Source organism: Pseudomonas sp. B424, assembly GCF_055408345.1.
This window is the reverse complement of the sequence record NZ_JBUZTL010000007.1, coordinates 76584-102819: the sequence shown is the minus strand read 5'-3', so window position 1 is coordinate 102819 and position 26236 is coordinate 76584. Positions and strand designations below refer to the sequence as shown.

The window sequence follows — 26236 nt, the reverse complement described above, 5'->3', positions numbered from 1 at the left end:
CAAAAAAAAGCCCGCCAGGTCGTGAGACATGGCGGGCTTTTTTATTGGATTGAGGCCAAGGATCTGCCCCTACCCATCACACATCAGAAGTCCAGGTTGGACACTGCCAGTGCGTTGCTCTCGATGAATTCGCGGCGCGGTTCTACGGCGTCGCCCATCAAGGTGTTGAAGATCTGGTCGGCGCCGACCGCGTCTTCGATAGTTACCTTGAGCATGCGACGCACGCTTGGGTCCATCGTGGTTTCCCAGAGCTGATCCGGGTTCATTTCGCCCAGACCTTTGTAGCGCTGGATGGTGTGACGCTTGGTGCTTTCTGCCATCAACCATTCAAGTGCTTCCTTGAACTCGGTCACGGCTTTTTTGCGCTCGCCACGTTGGATGTACGCGCCTTCGTCCAGCAGAGTGCTCAGTTGAGCGCCCAGGGTGACTACGGTTTTGTAGTCGTTGCTGCCGAAGAAGTCGCGGTTGAACGTGATGAAGGTCGAGTGGCCGTGGGAGATCAGTTCGACCTCTGGCAACCAGACATTACGCTCATGGTCTTCACGCAAGCTGGCTTTGTATACCAGACCCGACTTCTCGACCAAACGCAGACGGTCTTCGAACTTGGCCATCCAGTCTTGCATGGCCGCGTGATCGCCCAACTGCTCAAGGGTAACGGCTGGCAGGTAGATGAAGTGCTCGGTCAGCTCCTGAGGGTACAGGCGTGACAAACGCTTGAGAGTCTTCATCACCATGCGGAAGTCGTACACCAGACGCTCCAGCGCCTCACCCGAGATGCCCGGGGCTTCGTCGTTCAAGTGCAGGCTGGCGTCTTCAAGGGCCGACTGGGTCATGTACTCTTCCATGGCCTCGTCGTCTTTGATGTACTGCTCTTGCTTGCCCTTTTTCACTTTGTACAACGGCGGCTGAGCGATGTAGATGTAGCCACGCTCGATCAGCTCCGGCAACTGACGGAAGAAGAACGTCAGCAGCAGGGTACGGATGTGCGAACCGTCGACGTCAGCATCGGTCATGATGATGATGTTGTGATAGCGCAGCTTCTCGATGTTGTACTCGTCGCGGCCAATGCCGCAGCCCAGCGCAGTGATCAAGGTGCCAACTTCTTGCGAAGAGATCATCTTGTCGAAGCGCGCCTTCTCAACGTTGAGGATTTTACCTTTCAACGGCAGGATGGCCTGGGTACGGCGGTTGCGCCCCTGCTTGGCGGAGCCGCCAGCAGAGTCACCTTCCACGAGGTACAGTTCAGACAGCGCCGGGTCCTTTTCCTGGCAGTCAGCCAGTTTTCCCGGCAAGCCTGCGATGTCCAACGCACCTTTACGGCGGGTCATTTCGCGGGCTTTACGCGCGGCTTCACGGGCGCGGGCGGCGTCGATCATCTTGCCAACAATCAGCTTGGCTTCGTTCGGGTGTTCCAGCAGGAAGTCGGAGAAGAACTTGCCCATTTCCTGTTCAACAGCGGTCTTCACTTCGGAAGAAACCAGCTTGTCTTTGGTTTGGGAGCTGAACTTCGGATCCGGTACTTTCACCGAAATGATCGCCGTCAGGCCTTCACGGGCGTCATCACCGGTGGTGGCGACTTTGTGCTTCTTGGCCAGGCCTTCTGCTTCGATGTAAGTGTTGAGGTTACGCGTCAGGGCAGAGCGGAAGCCCACCAAGTGCGTACCACCATCGCGCTGCGGAATGTTGTTGGTGAAGCACAACAGGTTCTCGTTGAAGCTGTCGTTCCACTGCAGTGCGATTTCTACGCCAATGCCGTCTTCACGTTGAACATTGAAGTGGAACACCTCGTTAACCGGAGTCTTGTTGGTGTTCAGGTAATCCACGAACGCACGCAGGCCGCCTTCGTACTTGAACAGTTCCTCTTTACCGCTGCGCTCATCCTTGAGGACGATGCCGACACCGGAGTTGAGGAAGGACAGTTCACGAATCCGCTTGGCCAGGATGTCCCAGCTGAAGTGGATGTTTTTGAAGGTCTGATCAGATGGTTTGAAATGGATCTGAGTACCGGTGGTTTCGGTTTCGCCGACGATAGCCATCGGTGCTTGCGGAACACCGTGGACGTAGGTCTGTTCCCAGATCTTGCCGCTGCGACGTACTGTCAGCACCAGTAGTTCGGACAGGGCGTTTACCACCGAAACACCTACACCGTGCAAGCCGCCGGATACTTTGTAGGAGTTGTCATCGAACTTACCGCCAGCGTGCAGCACGGTCATGATGACCTCTGCGGCGGAAACGCCTTCTTCTTTATGCACATCAACCGGAATACCACGGCCGTTATCGCGCACGGTGATGGATTCGTCCGGGTGGATGGTGATGGTGATGTCGTCGCAATGACCAGCCAGCGCTTCGTCGATGGAGTTGTCGACTACTTCAAACACCATGTGGTGCAGACCGCTGCCATCGTCAGTATCACCAATGTACATACCGGGACGTTTGCGTACGGCATCAAGGCCTTTCAGCACTTTAATGCTCGTTGAGTCGTACGTGTTTTCTTCGCTCAATGCCTTCACTCCCGATGGTCGTGGGTCTGGGTGATACAGCCCTGTTCCACGTGGAACAGGGCAACTGGCGTTTCCGTCTGCCAGCCTTCCCTCAATAATTCGTGGTCTACACAGGTAATAAATACCTGGCAGCGTAAGTCTTCCAACAAGCGACACAATGCATTGCGATGCTGCTCGTCCAGCTCGGACGGCAAGTCATCCACCAGATAAATACATTGGCCACGCCGGGCTTGGCTGACCAAGTGCCCCTGAGCAATGCGCAGCGCACAGACCACCAACTTCTGCTGCCCCCGCGACAAGATGTCTGCGGCGTTGTTTGCCCCCAGTTTAAGGCGCAAATCAGCACGTTGTGGCCCGGCCTGGGTATGACCCATTTGCTGGTCCCGGTGGACAGATGCGGCGAGTACAGCACTCAGCTCACGGTCTTTGTCCCAACCACGGTAATAGCTCAGCGTTAACCCTTCGAGATCAAGCAACTCACTCAGGGTCTGCTCAAAGACTGGTTTCAAGGCTTTGATGTAGGCGCGGCGGTATTCATCAATTTCAGCACTGGCCAGGCACAGTTCCCGGTCCCAGGCCGCTTGTGAAACGGCGTCAAGTGTACCATGCCGCAGCCATGAGTTCCGCTGCCGCAGGGCCTTCTGTAGCCGCTGCCAGGTCGACATGAAGCGCGGCTCTACATGAAACACGCCCCAGTCAAGAAACTGCCTGCGGATCTTTGGGGCCCCTTCCAACAGGCGAAAGCTGTCAGGGTTAATCAATTGCAGTGGCAAGATCTCAGCCAGTTGCGCAGCACTGCGCGCATTCTGGCCGTCGATACGAATCTGGAACTCCCCTTGCCGGTCCCGCGAAATGCCCAGCGCACTATGGCCGCCTTCCGCCAGTTCGACCTGGCCAAAAACAGTGCAACTCTGCTGTTCGTGTTGAATCACAGGGTTTAGCCGCACGCTGCGAAACGAACGCGCCAGCCCCAGCAAGTGGATAGCTTCCAGCACGCTGGTTTTTCCGCTGCCGTTGGCGCCGTACAGGATATTAATGCGGGGGGAGGGGGAGAAGGTCACCGGGTGCAGGTTACGCACCGCGGTGACTGTGACACGACTGAGGGACATCTAGCGTGGGCTGTGCATAAGTTACAGGCGCATCGGCATAACAACGTAGGCCGAGTCGTCGTTGTCCGACTCTTGCACCAGGGCGCTGCTGTTGGAGTCCGACAGGATCAGACGCACTTGTTCAGTGGTCATCACGCCCAGCACATCCAGCAGATAGCTCACGTTGAAGCCAATTTCCAGCGAGCCGCCGTTGTAGTCGACGCCCACTTCTTCTTCCGCTTCTTCCTGCTCCGGGTTGTTGGCCTGGATTTTCAGTTGACCATTGGCCAATTGCAGGCGGATACCACGGTATTTCTCGTTGGACAAAATCGCGGTACGGCTGAACGCTTCACGCAGTGCCTGACGGTCACCGATAACAATCTTGTCGCCACCTTTAGGCAGCACGCGTTCGTAATCCGGGAACTTGCCGTCTACCAGCTTGGAGGTAAAGGTGAACTCACCGGTGGTGGCACGGATATGGTGTGCGCCCAAGACGATGCTCACTTCGCCGTCCGGCTCGGTCAGCAAGCGGGCCAGTTCCAGAATGCCTTTGCGCGGCACGATGACCTGGTGACGGTCCGGTTGGCCGATATCGGCTTTCATCGAGCACATGGCCAGACGGTGACCGTCGGTGGCCACGGCGCGAATGATCCCGGCCGATACTTCCAGCAGCATGCCGTTGAGGTAGTAACGAACGTCCTGCTGGGCCATGGCGAAGCTGGTGCGCTCGATCAGGCGACGCAATTTGCTTTGCTGCAGGTTGCAGGTCAGCGAACCCGGGCCTTCTTCAACCGTCGGGAAGTCGTTGGCAGGCAAGGTGGACAAGGTAAAGCGGCTACGTCCTGCTTTGACCACCAGCTTGTTGTCGTCCAGCTTGATGTCGATCAGGGCATCGTTGGGCAGGCTTTTGCAGATATCCATCAGCTTGCGCGCAGGCACGGTGATTTCGCCTGGCTCGGCCGGCTCTTCAAGCTGCACACGGCCGACCAGTTCGACCTCAAGGTCGGTACCGGTCAGCGACAGCTGCTGGCCATCGACAACCAACAGCACGTTGGACAATACCGGCAAGGTCTGGCGGCGTTCAACGACGCCTGCGACCAGTTGCAGGGGTTTCAACAGGGCTTCGCGTTGAATGGTGAAATGCATGGTCTAGTCCCTTGCCTTAATAAGCTGCGCTGGTGTCATCAGGTTGTCAGTGTACGCAGCAGGTTCTTGTAGTCCTCACGGATGTCCGCGTCGGATTCCTTGAGCTCGTTGATCTTGCGGCATGCGTGCAAGACCGTGGTGTGATCGCGACCGCCAAACACGTCGCCGATTTCCGGCAAGCTGTGGTTGGTCAGTTCTTTGGACAGTGCCATGGCAACCTGACGTGGTCGTGCTACCGAGCGCGAGCGACGCTTGGACAGCAGGTCCGAAATCTTGATCTTGTAGTACTCAGCCACAGTGCGCTGAATGTTATCCACAGAGACCAGCTTGTCTTGCAGCGCCAGCAAGTCTTTCAGGGACTCACGGATCAACTCGATGGTGATATCGCGGCCCATGAAGTGCGAGTGAGCGATCACGCGCTTGAGCGCGCCTTCGAGTTCACGCACGTTGGAACGAATACGCTGGGCAATAAAGAACGCAGCATCGTGGGGCAGATCGACCTTGGCCTGATCAGCCTTTTTCATCAGGATCGCGACCCGGGTCTCAAGCTCTGGCGGCTCGACGGCTACCGTCAAACCCCAGCCGAAACGTGACTTGAGGCGTTCTTCGAGACCTTCGATTTCTTTCGGGTAACGGTCGCTGGTCAGAATCACTTGCTGACCACCTTCAAGCAGGGCGTTGAAGGTATGGAAAAACTCTTCCTGGGACCGCTCTTTGCGCGCAAAGAATTGAATGTCATCGATGAGCAAGGCGTCTACCGAGCGGTAGAAACGCTTGAACTCGTTGATAGCGTTGAGCTGCAGGGCCTTGACCATGTCGGCTACAAAACGCTCGGAATGCAGGTAAACAACCTTGGCATTCGGGTTCTTCTTTAACAGGTGGTTACCCACCGCGTGCATCAAGTGAGTCTTACCCAGGCCAACGCCTCCATAAAGGAAGAGCGGGTTGTAACCATGCTTGGGGTTATCCGCCACCTGCCACGCCGCAGCGCGAGCCAGCTGGTTGGATTTGCCCTCAACGAAGTTTTCGAAGGTAAAGGTGCGGTTCAGGTAGCTGGTGTGCTTGAGCGCACCTTCAACTTGAACGGTGCGCTGTTCGGCACGCACAGGCGCTTGCTGCGAGCTGGCGCCAGCCATTGGATCGAAGCTGGCTCGCGAAGGCTCTTCGCTCGCCTGAGCCGCCTGTTTAGGGGCCGGGGCGGGAGCAGAGGCTTGGCTGGTCGATGGACTCGCAGGCACAGGCGCTTGTTGGGAAGCCGCTGCGGCCAGTGGCGCATTGGGGGCAGCACGAGGCGCCGAGCTGCGTTTGCTGCCTATTAATAAGGACAACGCTGGCGCCATGCCATTGCTGTGCTCGTTCAACAGTTCAAGCAAACGGCTCAGATACTTTTCGTTAACCCAGTCGAGAACGAAACGGTTGGGTGCATACACGCGCAACTCGTCGCCTTCGGCTTCGACCTGTAGTGGACGGATCCAGGTGTTGAATTGCTGGGCAGGCAGCTCATCGCGCAAAAGCTCCACGCACTGCTGCCAAAGTTCCACTGACACGGATATCCCCTAAGTTGAAAGCCGGTGAGGCAAAAACAGGCGCCATTGTAACGGCCGCTGGCCTACTTATCCACATGTAGGTTGCCTGCAAATAAGGAGGAATCCGGCTTTTTACGGTAAACAAAGCGACAAATGGTATGTGCATAAGGTCTGTGGATAAGCGGGCCTAAGCCCATTGCACAAGTGGGGTCGAAACTCTGTGCATAACTGGCCTGTGGATAAGTAGGCCTTTCATGCACAGCTTATCCGCGGGTGCAGCACAGGCAGAGCACGGTTTTTGGACAACCTTTCTGATCGCTGAAAGCCTTTACCTGTAAGGGCTGTATCAAGTTATCCACAGAAAATGACTCCTGTAAGAGTAGTTACATCTTTAAAAGAGCTTTAAATACTTCATTTTTTTATTTCTATAGTTGGCAGGCGAAAGGCTTGTGCAAAACGCCAAACATCTATTTACCGGGAAACGTTGGTTGGAAATTGACCTATCGGCTTGCTTTCTCTAGAATCGCCGGTCTCTTAAAACGGGGGCCATTCCGGCCCGTTGTGGACGAACCAGGTAGCACGACATGAAACGTACTTTCCAACCAAGCACTATCAAACGCGCCCGCACTCACGGTTTCCGTGCACGCATGGCTACTAAAAACGGCCGTGCAGTCCTGTCGCGTCGCCGCGCCAAAGGCCGTGCACGTCTGGCAGTTTGATAATCAGACAATGGTGGTGAGTCAGGACTTCAGTCGGGAAAAGCGGTTACTCACTCCCCGACATTTCAAGGCAGTCTTTGACTCCCCCACCGGCAAGGTTCCGGGGAAAAATCTCCTGCTCCTTGCGCGTAGCAACGATCTTGATCACCCCCGCCTTGGGTTAGTGATCGGGAAAAAGAGCGTAAAGCTCTCCGTTGAGCGCAATCGCCTTAAGCGTTTGATGCGTGAATCGTTTCGTCTCCACCAGGATTTACTGGTTGGTTGGGATATCGTTATCGTCGCGCGCAAAGGTTTGGGTGACGTAGAGAACCCCGAATTGATTCAGCATTTCGGCAAACTCTGGAAGCGTCTGGCCCGTAATACGCCAGTTCCAGCAGTAAAAACCGAAACTGTAGGGGTAGGCAGTCCTGATGCGTAAACTGGCGCTCGTTCCGATCCAGTTTTATCGCTATGCCATTAGTCCTTTGATGGCCAGCCACTGCCGTTTCTACCCCAGTTGTTCCTGCTACGCGTTGGAAGCCATCGAAAATCATGGCCTTCTACGCGGCGGCTGGCTGACCTTTCGTCGTTTAGGTCGCTGTCACCCGTGGAATCCCGGTGGTTACGACCCGGTTCCACCTATCCCTACCTCCCGTTCTTCTTGATGGCCGAGTAATCATGGATATTAAACGCACGATCCTGATCGTCGCTCTCGCAGTCGTGTCCTACGTTATGGTTCTGAAATGGAACCAGGACTACGGCCAAGCTGCCCTGCCGACTCAGAATGTTGCCGCCAGCAGCACAACCGCGCCGGCTTTGCCCGACACGGCTTCAGGTAACAACGCTTCGAACAGTGCCGATGTACCCAGCGCCAATACTGATACCAGCACACCGACTGAAACTCCGGTGGCTGCAAGCAAAGATCTCATCCACGTAAAAACGGATGTTCTGGACATTGCAATTGATCCACAGGGTGGCGATATCGCCCAGTTGCGTCTGCCGCTTTATCCACGTCGCCAGGATCACCCGGACGTTCCGTTCCAGTTGTTTGATAACGGCAACGAACGCACCTATCTGGCCCAAAGCGGCCTGACAGGCGTTGATGGCCCGGATGCCCGCTCCACTGGTCGCCCGGTTTTCAGCACAGACAAAAAGACTTATGAACTGGCCCCAGGTCAGGATCAGGTCGTCGTTGATCTGAAATTCAGCGAAAACGGCGTCAACTACATCAAGCGCTTCACGCTCAAGCGTGGCCTGTACGATGTACAAGTCAGCTATCTGATTGATAACGAGAGCGGCAAGCCGTGGAACGGCAACCTGTTCGCGCAATTGAAGCGTGACGCCAGCTCCGATCCTTCTTCCAGCACCGCCACCGGCACCGCGACTTACCTGGGCGCTGCCCTGTGGACAAGTTCGGAGCCGTACAAAAAAGTGTCGATGAAAGATATCGACAAGGGCCAGCTGAAAGAAACCGTTCAAGGTGGCTGGGTTGCCTGGTTGCAACACTACTTTGTGACCGCGTGGATTCCACAGAAAGGCGATAACAACGTCGTTCAGACCCGCAAAGACAGCCAAGGCAACTACATCATCGGTTTTACTGGCCCAACCTTGACCGTTGAGCCGGGCAAAACTGCTGAAACCAGCGCTACGTTGTACGCCGGTCCAAAAAGCCAGGGTGTGCTCAAAGAGTTGTCCCCAGGCCTGGAGCTGACGGTCGACTACGGCATTCTGTGGTTTATTGCCCAGCCTATTTTCTGGCTGCTGCAACATATCCACAGCCTGGTGGGTAACTGGGGTTGGTCGATTATCTTCCTGACCATGCTGATCAAAGGGATCTTCTTCCCTCTGTCGGCCGCCAGCTACAAATCGATGGCTCGCATGCGCGCCGTGGCACCAAAACTGGCTGCTCTGAAAGAGCAGTTCGGTGATGACCGCCAGAAAATGTCGCAAGCGATGATGGAGCTGTACAAGAAAGAGAAGATCAACCCACTGGGCGGCTGCTTGCCGATTCTGGTGCAGATGCCGGTCTTCCTGTCCTTGTACTGGGTACTTCTGGAAAGTGTTGAAATGCGCCAGGCGCCGTTCATGCTCTGGATTACCGACCTGTCGATCAAAGACCCGTTCTTCATTCTGCCGATCATCATGGGCGCAACCATGTTCATCCAGCAGCGTCTGAACCCGACTCCGCCGGATCCGATGCAGGCCAAGGTGATGAAGCTGATGCCAATCATCTTCACCTTCTTCTTCCTGTGGTTCCCTGCTGGTCTGGTGCTGTACTGGGTTGTGAACAACTGCCTGTCCATCGCTCAACAGTGGTACATCACGCGTAAAGTTGAAGCTGCTACCAAAAAAGCAGCCGAGTAACTTACTCTGGTAAGCACCACTCAAAACGCCCCCTAGTGGGGCGTTTTGCTATCCGTCACTTTTGTTTTGAGGCCTGTTTTATGAGTGTTCCGGCTGAAACCATTGCCGCAGTAGCGACAGCCCAAGGCCGAGGTGGTGTGGGGATCGTACGTATTTCCGGCCCGCTCGCCAGTGTTGCGGCGCAAGCGTTCAGCGAACGCGAACTGAAACCGCGCTACGCCCACTACGGCCCTTTTTACGGTGAAAACCGTGAAGTCCTGGATGAAGGCATTACGTTGTACTTCCCGGGGCCCAACTCGTTTACCGGCGAAGACGTGCTGGAACTGCAAGGCCACGGCGGACCTGTGGTTCTTGATATGTTGCTGCAGCGTTGCATCCAGCTGGGTTGCCGCCTGGCTCGCCCGGGTGAGTTCAGCGAGCGCGCTTTTTTGAATGACAAACTCGACCTGGCCCAGGCCGAGGCCATTGCCGACCTGATCGAGGCAAGTTCTGCACAGGCTGCGCGCAACGCTTTGCGCTCCTTGCAAGGCGCATTCTCACAGCGTGTGCATAACTTGACCGAACAGCTGATCGGTTTGCGCATCTATGTCGAAGCCGCGATTGATTTTCCGGAAGAAGAAATCGACTTTCTTGCCGATGGCCATGTGCTTGGCATGCTGGACAAGGTTCGCGAAGAGTTATCCACCGTTCAGCGTGAAGCCGGGCAGGGTGCCTTGCTGCGTGATGGCATGACCGTGGTAATTGCCGGCCGGCCCAATGCTGGCAAATCGAGCCTGCTCAACGCCCTTGCCGGACGTGAGGCGGCCATCGTGACCGAGATTGCCGGCACAACCCGTGACGTCTTGCGCGAACATATCCACATCGATGGCATGCCGTTGCATGTGGTGGACACCGCAGGCCTGCGGGATACCGATGATCAGGTCGAGAAAATCGGCGTGCAACGGGCGCTTAAGGCCATTGGCGAAGCCGATCGGGTCTTGCTGGTGGTAGATGCAACTGCGCCTGAAGCCGATGACCCGTTTGCGCTGTGGCCGGAGTTTCTGGAACAGCGCCCGGACCCGACTAAAGTCACGTTGATCCGTAACAAAGCGGATCTGAGCGGCGAGAGCATCGGTCTGCAGGTGTGTGAAGATGGCCACGTGACGATAAGCCTGAGCGCCAGATCAACGGATGGCCTGGATTTGCTGCGTGAGCACCTCAAGGCCTGCATGGGTTATGAGCAGACCTCTGAAAGCAGCTTCAGCGCGCGCCGCCGCCACCTGGAGGCGTTGCAGCACGCCAGCAAGGCACTTGAGCATGGCAGGGCACAACTGACCCTGGCAGGCGCCGGGGAGTTGCTGGCTGAGGATTTGCGCCAGGCGCAACATTCCCTGGGCGAAATTACCGGGGCATTCAGCTCCGATGACCTGCTGGGGCGGATCTTCTCCAGCTTCTGTATCGGCAAGTAAGCCTCAGACCCCTGTGGGAGCTGGCTGCAGCTCCCCAGGTTTGCATTGTTCTGGTATCGACCTATAATTTTGGCGATCCATATTCCTACGAGGTATTAGTCCAATGCGCCATTGATGCCGCCGCGATGCTTGCGGCCAGTTCTTAATTCCCCTGCAACAGGGGGTAGATCTGTGCATCTCTGGAGTGCGTATGGCTCACGTTACCTGTTTAACGCTGGAAAGCGTTTCTTATCATCTGCCTGATGGCAGCCCGCTGTTCACAAACCTTGATCTGCATCTCGACCAACGACGTACCGGCATGGTCGGGCGCAATGGTGTGGGCAAAAGCCTATTGGCGCGTCTGATGGCTGGGGATATCTTGCCCTCCACAGGTCGCTGCATACGTAGTGGCACGGTGCATTACCTGACACAGCAAATCAGCCATGGACCTGACCAGACTGTTGCTGATCTGGTCGGTGTCCAACCTGTCCTCCGGGCACTTGAGCGTATTGAACAGGGCAGCACTGACCAAGCCGATTTTGACTGTGTGGGTGATCGATGGACTATCCGGCAACAACTGCTCGATCAGTTAGCCCAAAACAACCTCACTCACCTCACACCTTTCACCCCCACGTCGGCCCTCAGTGGGGGTGAAGCCATGCGCGTTGCCCTGTTGGGGGCTTTCTTGTCGCAAGCGGACCTGCTGATCCTGGATGAACCCACCAACCACCTGGATCGCCAACACCGGCTCGCCCTCCATGAGCAGCTGAAGCAATGGCCCAACGGATTGCTTGTGATCAGCCATGATCGTGACTTGCTTGAACACATGGAGCGCATTATTGAGCTCTCATCCCTGGGGCTAGTCAGCCATGGCGGTGGCTTCTCGTTTTATGCACAGGCCAAAGCCCGGCAACTCCAGGCGGCGCAGCAACAGCTGGCGTCTGCCAAGCTTGAGCGCAAGCGCGAAGAGCAAGCCTTGTGCGAGCAAAGGGAACGTCTTGAGCGCAGACAGGCCCGTGGAGACAAACAGGCCAACGATACAAATCAGGCAAAAATTCTGTTGGGCCGACAAAAGGAGCGTAGCCAGGCCAGCAGCGGCAAGCTGCGGGTACAACATGATGCAGCCCGTGAGCAATTGTCTGCCCTGGTTCGTCAGGCTGCGAACCAGGTAGAAGAGCAGCAGGCCATCTTTGTCTATCCGCCCCAGGTTTGTCTGAGCGCGCCGGGTCAAATCGCCGAGTTGATAGATGCTCGTCTGCCGCAGGGTCTGGAGCATCTGCGCGGGATCAATCTCACCATCACGCGCGGCCAGCGCATTGCCTTAACGGGCCCAAACGGCTGCGGAAAGTCGACCTTGCTCAAGGTCCTGGCCGGGCAACAGCCAGTTGTTTCAGGCCTGGCCCGAACCTTTGTAACCACCGCTTATCTCGACCAGCATCTGAGGCTTTTAGAGCCTGAGCGATCAGTTCTTGCACAGTTGCAGTCACTCAACCGCCAGCTCAATGAAGGTCAATTACGCACCCGTCTCGCTCAATTGGGTCTCAATGCGGATCGAATCAGCCTGCCCTGCAAGCAACTCAGTGGCGGTGAGCGCTTGAAAGCCGCCATGGCTTGCGTGTTTTATGCCGAATCCCCGCCACAGCTGTTATTGCTCGATGAACCGGACAATCATCTGGATCTGCCTTCGATTCAGGCGCTGGAAAGCATGCTCAAACTGTATCCAGGGACTTTGGTTGTCACCTCGCACGATGAGGTATTTCTGGCTGCTATTGGAATTACCCACAGGCTCCAGGCATCACCCACAGGCTGGCTGAATAGCCCTGTCTAAGGGCATTGGTTTGTACCGTTCATCACTTAAATTACTGACCGATCGTCCGCCTGCTTGATGGATTCACTCTGCAAGCGGCTTTCGGCTGCCTGTTTATTGGCTAAGTACACCGTAATCGATGGAATAAGCCCTGTGCATAAGTGCCCCTTAGCTCAGTGGGTAAGTAGGCTTGAAAACTGAAGATAACCACCCCTGTGGATAAGAACCTTCTTTATCCACAAGCTTAAAGCACTTATCCAAACCCCTCACAGGCACCTAACCACAGATTTTTGAATCTCTGTACAGTACGTAATTAAAGGCTTGTAGCAATCTATCCACAGATATGGCGCTCAGTAGTAATAAACATAAAAACAAAGCTTTATAAATTTCTTCTCTATTTATTTATCTATCTTGCCTTATCCACAGCTGGTTAAATTTTGTGCAAAGGGTTCTTTAAGAAGGGCGAAGTCCCTATACTTTGCGGTCTATCCAAAAAACCCCTAGAAACAGGCACGAGGTGCGTGGTGAATTTCCCTTCCCGTTTTGCAGTGATCGTCATCGGCGGCGGTCACGCCGGAACCGAGGCTGCACTTGCTTCAGCACGCATGGGCGTAAAAACCCTGCTGTTGACCCACAACGTGGAAACCCTCGGGCAAATGAGCTGCAATCCTGCGATTGGCGGGATTGGTAAAAGCCATCTGGTTAAAGAAATCGACGCCCTTGGCGGCGCGATGGCGATTGCCACCGATAAAGGCGGTATCCAGTTCCGTGTACTCAATGGCCGTAAGGGCCCGGCAGTGCGGGCAACCCGTGCACAGGCTGACCGCATTCTTTACAAGGCGGCGGTACGCGAAATTCTGGAAAACCAGCCCAACCTGTGGATATTTCAACAGGCTGCTGATGACCTGATCGTTGAACAGGATCAGGTGCGTGGCGTAGTGACCCAAATGGGCCTGCGTTTTATGGCTGATGCCGTGGTTTTGACGACGGGCACTTTCCTCGGTGGACTTATCCACATCGGAATGCAGAACTACTCGGGCGGCCGAGCCGGCGATCCACCTTCGATCGCCTTGGCACAGCGCCTGCGTGAACTGCCTCTGCGAGTGGGACGCCTGAAAACCGGTACACCACCGCGTATCGATGGTCGATCTGTGGATTTCTCGGTCATGACCGAGCAACCGGGCGATACACCGATTCCAGTGATGTCGTTCATGGGCAACAAAGAACAGCACCCGGCCCAGGTCAGTTGCTGGATCACCCATACCAACGCCCGCACCCATGAAATCATTGCATCTAACCTCGATCGCTCACCGATGTACTCGGGAGTGATCGAAGGTATTGGCCCGCGTTACTGCCCGTCGATCGAAGACAAGATCCATCGCTTTGCCGACAAGGAAAGCCATCAGGTCTTTATCGAGCCGGAAGGTTTGACCACACACGAGCTGTACCCGAACGGGATTTCCACTTCCTTGCCGTTCGATGTGCAAATCCAGATCGTGCAATCGATTCGCGGTATGGAAAACGCCCACATCGTGCGGCCCGGCTATGCCATCGAATATGACTACTTCGATCCGCGCGACCTGAAATACAGCCTCGAAACCAAAGTGATTGGCGGTTTGTTCTTTGCAGGACAAATCAACGGCACTACCGGTTACGAAGAAGCCGGAGCTCAAGGCTTGCTGGCTGGCGCCAACGCGGCATTGCTCGCACAGGGCAAGGAAAGCTGGTGCCCGCGTCGCGATGAGGCGTACATCGGAGTATTGGTCGACGACCTGATTACCTTGGGTACTCAAGAACCGTACCGGATGTTCACCTCCCGTGCCGAATATCGCCTGATCCTGCGCGAAGACAACGCCGACATGCGTTTGACCGAAAAAGGCCGCGAACTGGGCCTGGTCGACGATGCCCGCTGGGCGGCGTTCTGCACCAAGCGCGAAAGCATCGCGCTGGAAGAGCAACGACTCAAAAGTACCTGGGTTCGCCCGGGGACTGAGCAGGGTGATGCGATTGCGGCCAAGTTCGGCACGCCGCTGACCCATGAGTACAATTTGCTGAATCTGCTGACTCGCCCAGAAATCGACTATGCCGGTCTGGTTGAAGTGACCGGGCATGGCGCCGAAGATCCGTTGGTCGCCGAACAGGTTGAGATCAAAACCAAGTACGCCGGTTATATCGATCGTCAACAAGACGAAATTGCCCGTCTGCGCGCCAGTGAAAACACCAAACTGCCTGTGGATATCGATTACACGAACATCTCCGGACTGTCGAAAGAGATCCAGAGCAAGCTGGGGGCAACCCGTCCAGAGACCCTGGGTCAGGCTTCGCGTATCCCAGGCGTCACGCCAGCGGCGATTTCCCTGTTGATGATTCACCTGAAAAAGCGCGGCGCTGGCCGCACGTTGGAGCAAAACGCTTGAGTTCGCTGGTTACCGCACAACACGCCGAAGAGTTATCCACAGGTGCACGCCAGTTGGGCGTCGCACTGACCGAAAGCCAGCACCAGCAATTGCTGGACTACTTGGCCCTGTTGATCAAATGGAACAAGGCCTACAACCTCACGGCTGTGCGTAACCCGGACGAAATGGTGTCACGCCATTTGCTCGACAGCCTGAGCGTGATGCCCTTCATCGAAAATGGCCGCTGGCTGGATGTGGGTAGCGGTGGCGGTATGCCCGGCATACCTCTGGCGATCCTGTTTCCTGAGTCGCAAGTGACCTGTCTGGACAGCAACGGCAAGAAAACCCGTTTTCTGACCCAGGTCAAACTCGAGCTCAAGCTGGACAACCTGCAAGTTATCCACAGTCGCGTCGAAGAGTTTCAACCTGAACAACCATTCAATGGAATTGTTTCCAGGGCTTTCAGCAGCATGGAGAACTTCAGCAACTGGACGCGCCACCTGGGCAACAGCGAAACTCGCTGGTTGGCAATGAAGGGCGTTCATCCGGCCGACGAGCTGGTAGCATTGCCGTCTGATTTTCGTCTAGATAGCGAACACGCCTTGACCGTTCCAGGTTGCCAAGGCCAACGCCATCTGCTGATACTGCGCCGCACGGCATGATTGGGAACGCAAGCAAGAATGGCTAAGGTATTCGCAATAGCGAACCAAAAGGGTGGCGTGGGTAAAACCACCACCTGTATCAACCTCGCAGCATCGCTGGTCGCTACCAAGCGACGCGTGCTTCTGATCGACCTTGATCCACAGGGCAACGCCACCATGGGTAGCGGTGTGGATAAACATGGTCTCGAGAATTCGGTGTACGACCTGTTGATCGGCGAATGCGACCTGGCTCAGGCCATGCACATCTCCGAGCACGGGGGTTACCAGCTGCTACCGGCCAACCGCGATTTGACCGCGGCCGAAGTCGTGCTTCTCGAAATGCAGATGAAAGAAAGCCGTCTGCGCACGGCGCTGGCGCCGGTACGCGAAAGCTACGATTACATTCTGATTGACTGCCCGCCATCGCTGTCGATGTTGACCCTGAACGCTCTGGTTGCTGCTGACGGGGTAATTATCCCCATGCAGTGCGAGTACTTCGCGCTTGAAGGTTTGAGTGACCTTGTGGATAACATCAAGCGCATTGCCGAGCTGCTCAACCCGAACCTGAAGATCGAAGGCCTGCTGCGGACCATGTACGATCCGCGGCTGAGCCTGATGAACGATGTATCGGCCCAGCTCAAGGAACACTTCGGCGAGCAGCTGTACGACACAGTGATTCCGCGCAATATCCGTCTGGCCGAAGCGCCGAGCTACGGCATGCCGGCACTGGCCTACGACAAAAACTCCCGTGGTGCGATTGCTTACCTGGCCCTGGCGGGTGAAGTGGTTCGTCGTCAACGTCGCACCTCCCGTACGCCTCAGCCAACTTAAGGAAATCCCATGGCCGTCAAGAAACGAGGTCTCGGACGCGGACTGGATGCACTCCTGAGTGGTCCGACAGTCAGCTCGCTGGAAGAGCAAGCGGTCAAGGTAGATCAAAGCGAACTGCAACACTTGCCACTGGACCTGATCCAGCGCGGCAAGTATCAGCCTCGTCGCGACATGGACCCGCAAGCACTCGAAGAGCTGGCGAACTCGATCAAGAGTCAGGGCGTGATGCAACCGATCGTGGTACGCCCGATCGCCGGCAACCGCTTTGAGATCATCGCCGGTGAACGCCGCTGGCGCGCAAGCCAGCAGGCGGGCAAAGACACTATCCCGGCGATGGTCAAAGACGTCCCGGATGAAACCGCCATCGCCATGGCGCTGATCGAAAACATTCAGCGTGAAGACCTCAATCCAATTGAAGAAGCCGTGGCCTTGCAGCGCTTGCAGCAAGAATTCCAGCTGACTCAGCAACAAGTGGCCGACGCTGTGGGTAAGTCCCGGGTGTCTGTGGCTAACTTGTTGCGATTGATTTCCTTGCCGGAAGTGATCAAGACCATGCTGTCCCACGGTGACCTGGAAATGGGTCATGCGCGGGCATTGCTCGGTTTGCCCGAAGCTCAGCAGGTTGAAGGGGCGCGACACGTTGTCGCACGAGGCCTGACAGTACGTCAGACCGAAGCCCTGGTTCGCCAGTGGCTCAGTGGCAAACAAGAGCCGACTGAACCGGTTAAACCCGATCCGGACATTGCCCGGCTCGAACAGCGTCTGGCTGAGCGCCTAGGCTCTGCGGTGCAGATTCGTCACGGAAAGAAGGGAAAAGGCCAATTAGTGATTGGTTACAATTCTCTTGATGAGCTTCAAGGCGTGCTTGCTCACATCCGCTGAAACAATTCCTCTTGTAGCGCGCAGTCGGAAATCACTACCTGACAGTTGAATAGGGGCTTAAGCGCCCCTATACTCTGCGCGCATTTTGTCGGCACAAATTATGCCAAGTTTTTCACTTTTGGTAGCCGACCTTTGAGGAGCAGTTGTGATGGAAACCCGCACGCCAAACCGCTTGCCGTTCCATCGCTTGGCGGTTTTTCCGGTTTTGCTGGCTCAATTTGTCGTTTTATTGCTGGCTGCTTTGGGGCTCTGGCAATGGCATGGAGTCGTCGCCGGATATTCAGGACTCTGCGGAGGACTGATAGCTTTGCTACCCAATGTGTATTTTGCTCACAGGGCTTTTCGGTTTTCCGGCGCCCGAGCAGCGCAAGCCATCGTCCGGTCGTTTTACGCTGGCGAGGCAGGCAAGTTAATTTTGACGGCAGTGCTGTTCGCGCTGACGTTTGCAGGTGTGAAGCCATTGGCGCCGCTAGCAGTATTCGGCGTCTTCGTGCTGACCCAACTGGTCAGTTGGTTCGCTCCCCTGCTAATGAGAACAACACTTTCGAGACCTTAGGGCGTTTGAGGCAACCATGGCAGAAACAACCGCTTCGGGCTATATCCAGCACCACTTACAGAACCTGACCTTTGGGCAGCTACCTGATGGCGGCTGGGGCTTTGCTCACACCGTTGCAGAAGCTAAATCAATGGGCTTTTGGGCTTTCCACGTCGATACACTCGGCTGGTCGCTGTTTGTCGGTCTGATCTTCATCCTCGTTTTCCGCATGGCGGCCAAGAAGGCAACTTCCGGTCAGCCAGGCGCACTGCAGAACTTCGTCGAAGTACTGGTGGAATTCGTTGATGGCAGTGTTAAAGACAGCTTCCACGGTCGCAGTGCAGTTATCGCACCGCTGGCGCTGACCATTTTCGTTTGGGTGTTCCTGATGAACGCCATCGACCTGGTTCCAGTTGACTGGATTCCACAGTTGGCGATCCTGATCACTGGCGATGAGCACTTCCCATTCCGTGCCGTACCGACGACTGATCCTAACGCGACCATGGGCATGGCCCTGTCGGTCTTTGCGTTGATCATCTTCTACAGCATCAAGATCAAGGGTATCGGCGGCTTTATCGGCGAACTGACCCTGCACCCATTCGGCAGCAAGAACATTTTTGTTCAGGCGCTGCTGATTCCGGTGAACTTCCTGCTCGAATTCGTGACGTTGATTGCCAAGCCTATTTCGTTGGCTCTGCGTCTGTTCGGCAACATGTACGCTGGCGAACTGGTGTTTATCCTGATCGCCGTAATGTTCGGCAGCGGCCTGCTTTGGCTTAGCGGTCTGGGCGTGGTGCTGCAATGGGCGTGGGCTGTATTCCACATCCTGATCATCACCTTGCAAGCGTTCATCTTCATGATGTTGACCATCGTTTACTTGTCGATGGCACACGAAGATAACCACTAAGATACGCTTCGGCGAGTCTGGTGCCCCTCTCGCTTTCGGGTGAGAGGGTCGCAAAATGATTTTGTTTTACCGCTTTAATCTAAAAACCTAAACCATACGACGTAAAAGTCGGGAGGAAAGATGGAAACTGTAGTTGGTCTAACCGCTATCGCTGTTGCACTGTTGATCGGCCTGGGCGCACTGGGTACCGCAATTGGTTTCGGCCTGTTGGGTGGCAAGTTCCTGGAAGGCGCAGCGCGTCAACCAGAAATGGTCCCAATGCTGCAGGTTAAAATGTTCATCGTTGCCGGTCTGCTCGACGCCGTGACCATGATCGGTGTTGGTATCGCACTGTTCTTCACCTTCGCGAACCCCTTCGTTGGTCAACTCGCTGGCTAATCACTCGAATCTTCGAGTTGATTAGAGTGATGGACAACGAACGAGCGAGGTGTTGGCGTGAACATTAATGCAACCCTGATTGGCCAGTCCGTTGCGTTCTTCATTTTTGTACTGTTTTGCATGAAGTTCGTGTGGCCTCCGGTCATCGCGGCATTGCAAGAACGTCAGAAGAAGATTGCGGCTGGACTGGACGCTGCTAACCGAGCAGCTCGCGACCTGGAGTTGGCCCAAGATAAAGCGGGTCAACAACTGCGCGAAGCTAAGGCTCAAGCAGCTGAAATCATTGAGCAAGCCAAGAAACGCGGTACTCAGATCGTAGACGAAGCCCGTGAACAGGCTCGCGTTGAAGCTGACCGTGTGAAGGCTCAGGCTCAGGCCGAGATCGAACAGGAAATCAACAGTGTCAAAGATGCGCTGCGCACCCAATTGGGTAGCCTGGCCGTTGAAGGCGCTGAGAAGATCCTGGGTGCCACAATCGATCAAAACGCGCACGCGGAGCTGGTTAATAAACTGGCTGCTGAAATTTAAGCGAGGGCGATCATGGCAGAATTGACCACGTTGGCCCGACCTTACGCTAAGGCAGCCTTCGAGCACGCCCAGGCCCACCAGCAACTGGCCTCTTGGTCAGCCATGCTCGGCTTGGCTGCAGCAGTGTCGCAAGACGACACTATGCAGCGCGTGCTCAAGGCCCCGCGACTGACGAGCGCAGAAAAGGCCGCCACGTTTATTGACGTGTGCGGCGACAAGTTCACTGTAGAAGCACAGAACTTCATCAATGTTGTAGCCGAAAACGACCGTCTCCCGCTATTGCCGGAGATCGCCGCTCTGTTTGACCTGTACAAGGCCGAACAAGAGAAGTCGGTAGATGTTGAAGTGACCAGTGCTTTTGCATTGAACCAAGAACAGCAAGACAAACTCGCCAAGGTTCTCAGTGCACGACTCAACCGGGAAGTGCGCCTGCAAGTTGCGGAGGATGCCAGCCTTATAGGTGGTGTCATCATCCGCGCCGGCGACCTGGTTATCGATGGCTCGGTTCGCGGAAAACTCGCAAGCCTTGCCGAAGCATTGAAATCTTGAGTTTGAAGGGGCAGCAGAGCAATGCAGCAACTCAATCCTTCCGAAATAAGTGAAATTATCAAGGGCCGCATCGAAAAACTCGATGTGACCTCCCAAGCCCGTAACGAAGGCACCATCGTCAGCGTATCTGACGGTATTGTGCGGATTCACGGTCTGGCCGACGTAATGTACGGCGAGATGATCGAGTTTCCGGGCAGCGTCTTCGGTATGGCCCTCAACCTTGAGCAAGACTCTGTAGGTGCTGTTGTATTGGGCGCATACACGACTCTGGCTGAAGGCATGAGCGCCAAGTGCACAGGCCGCATCCTGGAAGTTCCGGTTGGTAAGGAACTGCTGGGTCGCGTTGTCGACGCACTGGGTAACCCAGTTGATGGCAAAGGTCCACTGAACAACACCGAGACTGATGCAGTCGAGAAAGTTGCTCCAGGCGTGATCTGGCGTAAGTCGGTAGACCAGCCTGTACAGACTGGCTACAAGGCTGTCGATGCCATGATCCCTGTCGGCCGTGGCCAGCGTGAGCTGATCATCGGTGACCGTCAGATCGGTAAAACCGCTCTGGCGATCGACGCGATCATCAACCAGAAGAACAGCGGCATTTTCTGTGTATACGTAGCAATCGGTCAGAAGCAATCGACTATTGCCAACGTGGTTCGCAAGCTGGAAGAAAACGGCGCGTTGGCTAACACCATCGTCGTTGCTGCCAGTGCATCCGAATCCGCAGCGCTGCAGTTCCTGGCACCGTACTCCGGTTGCACCATGGGCGAATACTTCCGCGACCGCGGTGAAGACGCGCTGATCGTTTATGACGATCTGTCCAAGCAAGCAGTGGCTTACCGCCAGATTTCCCTGCTGCTGCGCCGTCCACCAGGCCGTGAAGCTTACCCAGGCGACGTGTTCTATCTCCACTCCCGTCTGCTGGAACGCGCATCCCGCGTTTCGGAAGAGTATGTAGAGAAGTTCACCAACGGCGCAGTAACCGGCAAAACCGGTTCCCTGACCGCACTGCCGATCATCGAAACCCAGGCTGGCGACGTTTCCGCGTTCGTTCCGACCAACGTGATTTCCATCACTGACGGTCAGATCTTCCTGGAATCGGCCATGTTCAACTCCGGGATCCGTCCTGCAGTGAACGCCGGTGTTTCGGTATCCCGTGTGGGTGGTGCCGCGCAGACCAAGATCATCAAGAAGCTGTCCGGTGGTATCCGTACCGCTCTGGCTCAGTACCGTGAGCTGGCGGCATTCGCCCAGTTCGCATCTGACCTGGACGAAGCGACCCGTAAGCAACTTGAGCATGGTCAGCGCGTTACCGAGCTGATGAAGCAGAAGCAATACGCACCAATGTCGATCGCTGACATGGCGCTGTCGCTGTATGCCGCTGAGCGTGGGTTCCTGACTGACGTCGAAATCACCAAGGTCGGTAGCTTTGAACAAGCGCTGATTGCTTACTTCAACCGCGATCACGCCGAGCTTATGGCGAAGATCAACGTTAAAGGTGACTTCAATGACGAAATCGACGCTGGCATCAAAGCCGGTATCGAGAAGTTCAAGGCCACCCAAACCTGGTAAGCCGCAGCGGGAGCCGCAAGGCTCCCGCTTGCTAACCTGATAGGTGTTACATGGCAGGCGCAAAAGAGATTCGCAGTAAGATTGCGAGCATCAAAAGCACGCAAAAGATTACCAGCGCCATGGAAAAAGTGGCGGTCAGCAAAATGCGCAAGGCACAAATGCGCATGTCTGCTAGCCGTCCTTATGCGGAGCGCATCCGCCAGGTTATTGGGCATTTGGCTAACGCCAACCCGGAATACCGCCACCCGTTCATGATCGACCGCGAAATCAAGCGTGTAGGTTATGTGGTTGTGAGCAGTGACCGTGGTTTGTGCGGTGGTTTGAATACCAACCTGTTCAAGGCTTTGGTCAAGGACATGGCGGTAAACCGTGAAAACGGCGTCGAGATTGATCTGTGCGTGGTCGGCAGCAAAGGTGCGGCATTTTTCCGTAACTTCGGCGGTAACGTCGTCGCGGCTATCAGCCATCTGGGTGAAGAACCGTCGATCAATGATTTGATCGGCAGCGTTAAGGTGATGCTGGATGCTTACCTGGAAGGCCGTATTGACCGCCTGTCCGTGGTATCCAACAAGTTCATCAACACCATGACGCAACAGCCTACTGTGGAGCAATTGATTCCACTGGTGGCGACCCCGGATCAAGAACTCAAGCACCACTGGGACTATCTCTACGAACCGGACGCCAAAGAGCTGCTAGACGGCTTGATGGTACGTTACGTGGAGTCGCAGGTGTACCAGGCGGTTGTCGAGAACAGTGCAGCTGAACAAGCTGCGCGGATGATCGCAATGAAGAACGCCACTGATAACGCCGGTGATTTGATCAGCGATTTGCAGCTGATCTACAACAAGGCGCGTCAGGCTGCGATCACCCAAGAGATCTCGGAAATCGTCGGCGGCGCTGCCGCGGTTTAACGGTTCAAATATTCAGAGGATCCAGCTATGAGTAGCGGACGTATCGTTCAAATCATCGGCGCCGTGATCGACGTGGAATTTCCACGCGAAAACGTACCGAGCATCTACAACGCGCTGAAAGTACAAAGCGCGGCCGGGACCACTCTGGAAGTTCAGCAGCAGCTGGGCGACGGCGTGGTTCGTACCATTGCGATGGGTTCCACCGAGGGCTTGAAGCGCGGTCTGGAAGTCACCGACACTGGCGCAGCCATCTCCGTACCAGTCGGTAAAGCGACTCTGGGCCGGATCATGGACGTTCTGGGCAACCCGATCGACGAAGCTGGCCCGATTGAAACCGAAGAGCGCTGGGGCATTCACCGTCCTGCACCGTCCTTCGCTGAACAAGCAGGCGGCAACGACCTTCTGGAAACTGGCATCAAGGTTATCGACCTGATCTGCCCGTTTGCAAAAGGCGGTAAGGTTGGTCTGTTCGGTGGTGCCGGTGTAGGCAAAACCGTAAACATGATGGAACTGATCCGAAACATCGCCATGGAACACAGCGGTTACTCTGTGTTTGCTGGTGTGGGCGAGCGTACCCGTGAGGGTAACGACTTCTACCACGAGATGAAGGATTCCAGCGTACTGGACAAAGTGGCACTGGTTTACGGTCAGATGAACGAGCCGCCGGGTAACCGTCTGCGCGTAGCACTGACCGGCCTGACCATGGCCGAGAAGTTCCGTGACGAAGGTAACGACGTACTGTTGTTCGTTGACAACATCTACCGTTACACCTTGGCCGGTACTGAAGTATCCGCACTGCTGGGCCGTATGCCTTCCGCAGTAGGCTACCAGCCGACTCTGGCTGAAGAGATGGGTACTCTGCAAGAGCGCATCACTTCGACCAAAAACGGTTCGATCACTTCGATCCAAGCGGTATACGTACCTGCGGATGACTTGACTGACCCGTCGCCTGCGACCACCTTCGCCCACTTGGACGCTACCGTTGTACTGTCCCGTGACATCGCCTCCCTAGGTATCTACCCAGCGGTTGATCCACTGGACTCGACTTCGCGCCAGCTGGACCCGATGGTAATCGGCCAGGAACACTACGACACCGCTCGCGGCGTTCAGTACGTGTTGCAGCGTTACAAAGAACTGAAGGACATCATTGCGATCCTGGGTATGGACGAGCTGTCGGAAGTCGACAAGCAGTTGGTATCCCGTGCTCGTAAGATCCAGCGTTTCTTGTCTCAGCCGTTCTTCGTGGCTGAAGTCTTCACTGGCGCTTCGGGTAAATACGTTTCCCTGAAAGACACCATTGCTGGCTTCAAAGGCATCCTCAACGGTGACTACGACCACCTGCCAGAACAAGCGTTCTACATGGTCGGCGGCATCGAAGAAGCGATCGAGAAAGCCAAGAAACTGTAATTCCGGCGCCCGGCAACGGGCGCTAATCAGGTTGAGGCAATCAGATGGCTAATATGATGACAGTCCATTGCGATATCGTCAGTGCGGAAGGAGAAATCTTTTCCGGTCAGGTCGAGATGGTGATTGCGCACGGCAGCCTGGGTGATCTTGGTATCGCTCTGGGTCACGCTCCGCTGATCACTGAACTCAAGCCGGGCCCGATCCGCCTGATCAAGCTGGGCGGGGAAGCCGAGGTGTTTTACATCTCCGGTGGTTACCTCGAGGTTCAGCCGAACATGGTCAAGGTTCTTGCCGACACCGTGCAACGTGCTGCCGACCTGGATGAAGCCTCCGCTCAGGAAGCCGTCAAGGCTGCCGAGAAGGCGCTGAACGAAAGAGGCGCAGAATTCGATTACGGTTCTGCTGCTGCACGACTGGCCGAGGCTGCAGCTCAGCTGCGCACCGTCCAGCAAATCCGCAAGAAGTTCGGCGGCTAAGCCTCCTGTCTTATTGTGTGATTGATTAAAAAGGGTAGCCTCGGCTACCCTTTTTCTTTTTCCGCGAAAACTTTTTGGTCGCAACCGCTGACCACCCAGGATTGGTAGCCAGTCATGTCTCTCGATATCGTTATTCTCGCAGCAGGTCAGGGCACCCGCATGCGTTCCGCCCTGCCCAAGGTTCTTCACCCCGTGGCAGGCAACTCCATGCTGGGCCATGTTATCCACAGCGCTCGCCAGCTCAAGCCAACTGGCATCCACGTCGTCATTGGCCACGGTGCCGAATTGGTCCGTGAACGCCTGGCAGCAGATGACCTGAACTTCGTGCTGCAAGACAAACAACTGGGTACAGGCCATGCCGTGGCCCAGGCGCTGCCATTTTTGACTGCTCAAAACGTGCTGATCCTGTACGGCGATGTGCCATTGATCGAAGTCGAGACCTTGCACCGTTTGCTCAAGCAAGTCGGCCCAGAGCAATTGGGCTTGCTGACTGTCAACCTGCCTGACCCGACCGGGTATGGCCGCATCGTGCGTGATGCCGACAACAAGGTATGCGCCATCGTTGAGCACAAGGATGCCACCGAGGCTGAACGTGCTATCACCGAAGGCAATACCGGGATTCTGGCGTTGCCGATCCGGCGCCTGGCTGACTGGATGAGCCGCCTGTCGAACAACAATGCACAGGGCGAGTATTACCTGACCGACGTTATCGCCATGGCGGTGAGCGATGGCCTGGTAGTTGCTACTGAACATGCCCACGACCCGATGGAAGTGCAGGGCGCCAATGACCGCAAACAGCTCAGTGAGCTGGAACGTCATTACCAGCTGCGAGAAGGCCGTCGCCTGATGGCACTGGGTGTGACCTTGCGTGACCCGGCCCGTTTCGATGTGCGTGGTGAGGTGACTGTCGGCCGTGATGTGCTGATCGATATCAACGTGATTCTTGAAGGCCGTGTGGTCATTGAAGATGATGTGGTGATTGGCCCGAACTGCGTGATCAAGGACAGCACCTTGCGCAAAGGCGTGGTGGTCAAAGCCAACAGCCATATTGATGGTGCCGTGATGGGGGAGAACAGCGATGCGGGTCCATTCGCCCGTTTACGCCCGGGTAGCGTGCTGGATGCCCGCGCCCATGTGGGTAACTTTGTTGAATTGAAAAACGCCCATCTGGGTGAAGACGCCAAGTGCGGCCATTTGACTTACCTGGGTGATGCCGAGGTCGGCCCGCGCACCAACATTGGCGCGGGCACCATCACCTGTAACTACGATGGCGCCAACAAGTGGAAAACTGTGTTGGGGGCGGATGTGTTCATCGGTTCGAACAACTCGCTGGTCGCCCCTGTGGATATCTCCAGCGGTGCAACCACTGCAGCCGGTTCAACCATCAATCAGGATGTAGCTCCAGAGCAACTGGCTGTTGGTCGCGCACGCCAGCGCAATATTGATGGCTGGAAGCGTCCAGTCAAACAGCCAAAGCCATGATCTAAAGTTATCCACAGGTCACGACTGGTGATAGGTGGTTACTAACAGGTCATCCTATAACTGTTTTAAATCAATAAGTTACCTAAAGCCTTATCCGCATCCTGTGGATAAGGCTTTTTTATTTCAGCTTAAAATCATATTTTTAGCCCATGAATACGAGGCGATATTGAGTTATTCACAGTAAATAACG

The 26236-nt window shown here is 55.6% G+C and carries 24 protein-coding genes; 20 read left to right on the top strand and 4 right to left on the bottom strand.

Going from position 1 to position 26236, the window contains the following annotated elements:
• Positions 1-83 precede the first annotated feature (83 nt).
• From gyrB to dnaA, 4 genes are read right to left on the bottom strand one after another with little or no spacing between them, the layout of a single operon-like run.
• Positions 84-2501: a DNA topoisomerase (ATP-hydrolyzing) subunit B gene (gyrB, locus tag ACZRMS_RS10850; RefSeq protein ID WP_463995346.1), complete on the bottom strand. Its 2418-nt coding sequence runs from the start codon at positions 2499-2501 to the stop codon at positions 84-86.
• Between the two features lie 5 nt (positions 2502-2506).
• Positions 2507-3610 carry a DNA replication/repair protein RecF gene (gene recF / locus ACZRMS_RS10845; RefSeq protein ID WP_019828642.1) on the bottom strand — a complete coding sequence of 368 codons (1104 nt, stop codon included), beginning with the start codon at positions 3608-3610 and terminating at the stop codon, positions 2507-2509.
• A gap of 21 nt (positions 3611-3631) precedes the next feature.
• Entirely contained in the window at positions 3632-4735 is a 1104-nt protein-coding gene (gene dnaN / locus ACZRMS_RS10840; RefSeq protein WP_003437977.1) for a DNA polymerase III subunit beta, read from the bottom strand.
• Positions 4736-4773: 38 nt separating this feature from the next.
• Complete coding sequence (gene dnaA / locus ACZRMS_RS10835) at positions 4774-6282, bottom strand: chromosomal replication initiator protein DnaA (protein ID WP_463995345.1); 1509 nt, start codon at positions 6280-6282, stop codon at positions 4774-4776.
• 563 nt (positions 6283-6845) lie between these two features.
• Here dnaA and rpmH point away from each other — a divergent pair.
• From rpmH to glmU, 20 genes are all read left to right on the top strand, one after another.
• Positions 6846-6980, top strand: a complete 135-nt coding sequence (rpmH, locus tag ACZRMS_RS10830; RefSeq protein ID WP_003213577.1) for a 50S ribosomal protein L34 — start codon at positions 6846-6848, stop codon at positions 6978-6980.
• 16 nt (positions 6981-6996) lie between these two features.
• On the top strand, positions 6997-7398 hold the full coding sequence (rnpA, locus tag ACZRMS_RS10825) for a ribonuclease P protein component (RefSeq protein ID WP_019828646.1): 402 nt from the start codon (positions 6997-6999) through the stop codon (positions 7396-7398).
• On the top strand, positions 7391-7624 hold the full coding sequence (gene yidD, locus ACZRMS_RS10820; protein ID WP_019828647.1) for a membrane protein insertion efficiency factor YidD: 234 nt from the start codon (positions 7391-7393) through the stop codon (positions 7622-7624). Before rnpA ends, yidD begins: the two co-directional genes overlap by 8 nt.
• A 13-nt stretch (positions 7625-7637) precedes the next feature.
• A complete protein-coding gene (gene yidC, locus ACZRMS_RS10815; RefSeq protein WP_463995344.1) occupies positions 7638-9323 on the top strand; it encodes a membrane protein insertase YidC in 1686 nt (561 codons plus the stop codon).
• Positions 9324-9403: 80 nt separating this feature from the next.
• Positions 9404-10771, top strand: a complete 1368-nt coding sequence (mnmE, locus tag ACZRMS_RS10810) for a tRNA uridine-5-carboxymethylaminomethyl(34) synthesis GTPase MnmE (protein ID WP_463995343.1) — start codon at positions 9404-9406, stop codon at positions 10769-10771.
• A gap of 190 nt (positions 10772-10961) precedes the next feature.
• On the top strand, positions 10962-12578 hold the full coding sequence (locus ACZRMS_RS10805; protein ID WP_463995342.1) for an ABC-F family ATP-binding cassette domain-containing protein: 1617 nt from the start codon (positions 10962-10964) through the stop codon (positions 12576-12578).
• Between the two features lie 503 nt (positions 12579-13081).
• Positions 13082-14974, top strand: a complete 1893-nt coding sequence (mnmG, locus tag ACZRMS_RS10800) for a tRNA uridine-5-carboxymethylaminomethyl(34) synthesis enzyme MnmG (RefSeq protein ID WP_463995341.1) — start codon at positions 13082-13084, stop codon at positions 14972-14974.
• Positions 14971-15615, top strand: coding sequence for a 16S rRNA (guanine(527)-N(7))-methyltransferase RsmG (rsmG, locus tag ACZRMS_RS10795; protein ID WP_463995340.1), 645 nt, complete (start codon positions 14971-14973; stop codon positions 15613-15615). Before mnmG ends, rsmG begins: the two co-directional genes overlap by 4 nt.
• 18 nt (positions 15616-15633) lie before the next feature.
• The gene (locus ACZRMS_RS10790) at positions 15634-16425 is read left to right on the top strand and encodes a ParA family protein (protein ID WP_463995339.1); all 792 of its coding nucleotides are present in this window, start codon (positions 15634-15636) and stop codon (positions 16423-16425) included.
• Positions 16426-16434: 9 nt separating this feature from the next.
• A complete protein-coding gene (locus tag ACZRMS_RS10785; protein WP_463995338.1) occupies positions 16435-17307 on the top strand; it encodes a ParB/RepB/Spo0J family partition protein in 873 nt (290 codons plus the stop codon).
• 148 nt (positions 17308-17455) lie between these two features.
• Entirely contained in the window at positions 17456-17863 is a 408-nt protein-coding gene (locus ACZRMS_RS10780) for a F0F1 ATP synthase subunit I (protein ID WP_003437994.1), read from the top strand.
• A 16-nt stretch (positions 17864-17879) separates the two neighbouring features.
• The gene (gene atpB, locus ACZRMS_RS10775) at positions 17880-18749 is read left to right on the top strand and encodes a F0F1 ATP synthase subunit A (protein WP_463995337.1); all 870 of its coding nucleotides are present in this window, start codon (positions 17880-17882) and stop codon (positions 18747-18749) included.
• A gap of 120 nt (positions 18750-18869) precedes the next feature.
• Positions 18870-19127 carry a F0F1 ATP synthase subunit C gene (atpE, locus tag ACZRMS_RS10770; RefSeq protein ID WP_002555987.1) on the top strand — a complete coding sequence of 86 codons (258 nt, stop codon included), beginning with the start codon at positions 18870-18872 and terminating at the stop codon, positions 19125-19127.
• 57 nt (positions 19128-19184) lie between these two features.
• The gene (locus ACZRMS_RS10765) at positions 19185-19655 is read left to right on the top strand and encodes a F0F1 ATP synthase subunit B (protein ID WP_003437998.1); all 471 of its coding nucleotides are present in this window, start codon (positions 19185-19187) and stop codon (positions 19653-19655) included.
• Positions 19656-19667: 12 nt separating this feature from the next.
• Positions 19668-20204: a F0F1 ATP synthase subunit delta gene (locus ACZRMS_RS10760; protein WP_463995336.1), complete on the top strand. Its 537-nt coding sequence runs from the start codon at positions 19668-19670 to the stop codon at positions 20202-20204.
• A 21-nt stretch (positions 20205-20225) separates the two neighbouring features.
• Complete coding sequence (atpA, locus tag ACZRMS_RS10755; protein ID WP_463995335.1) at positions 20226-21770, top strand: F0F1 ATP synthase subunit alpha; 1545 nt, start codon at positions 20226-20228, stop codon at positions 21768-21770.
• Positions 21771-21820: 50 nt separating this feature from the next.
• Positions 21821-22681 (top strand): F0F1 ATP synthase subunit gamma, encoded by an 861-nt coding sequence (atpG, locus tag ACZRMS_RS10750; RefSeq protein ID WP_048362225.1) that lies wholly within the window; start codon positions 21821-21823, stop codon positions 22679-22681.
• A gap of 27 nt (positions 22682-22708) precedes the next feature.
• Entirely contained in the window at positions 22709-24088 is a 1380-nt protein-coding gene (atpD, locus tag ACZRMS_RS10745; protein WP_463995334.1) for a F0F1 ATP synthase subunit beta, read from the top strand.
• Positions 24089-24144: 56 nt separating this feature from the next.
• Complete coding sequence (locus ACZRMS_RS10740) at positions 24145-24564, top strand: F0F1 ATP synthase subunit epsilon (RefSeq protein WP_133075339.1); 420 nt, start codon at positions 24145-24147, stop codon at positions 24562-24564.
• A gap of 114 nt (positions 24565-24678) precedes the next feature.
• Complete coding sequence (gene glmU, locus ACZRMS_RS10735; protein WP_463995333.1) at positions 24679-26046, top strand: bifunctional UDP-N-acetylglucosamine diphosphorylase/glucosamine-1-phosphate N-acetyltransferase GlmU; 1368 nt, start codon at positions 24679-24681, stop codon at positions 26044-26046.
• The last annotated feature ends 190 nt before the right edge of the window (positions 26047-26236 follow it).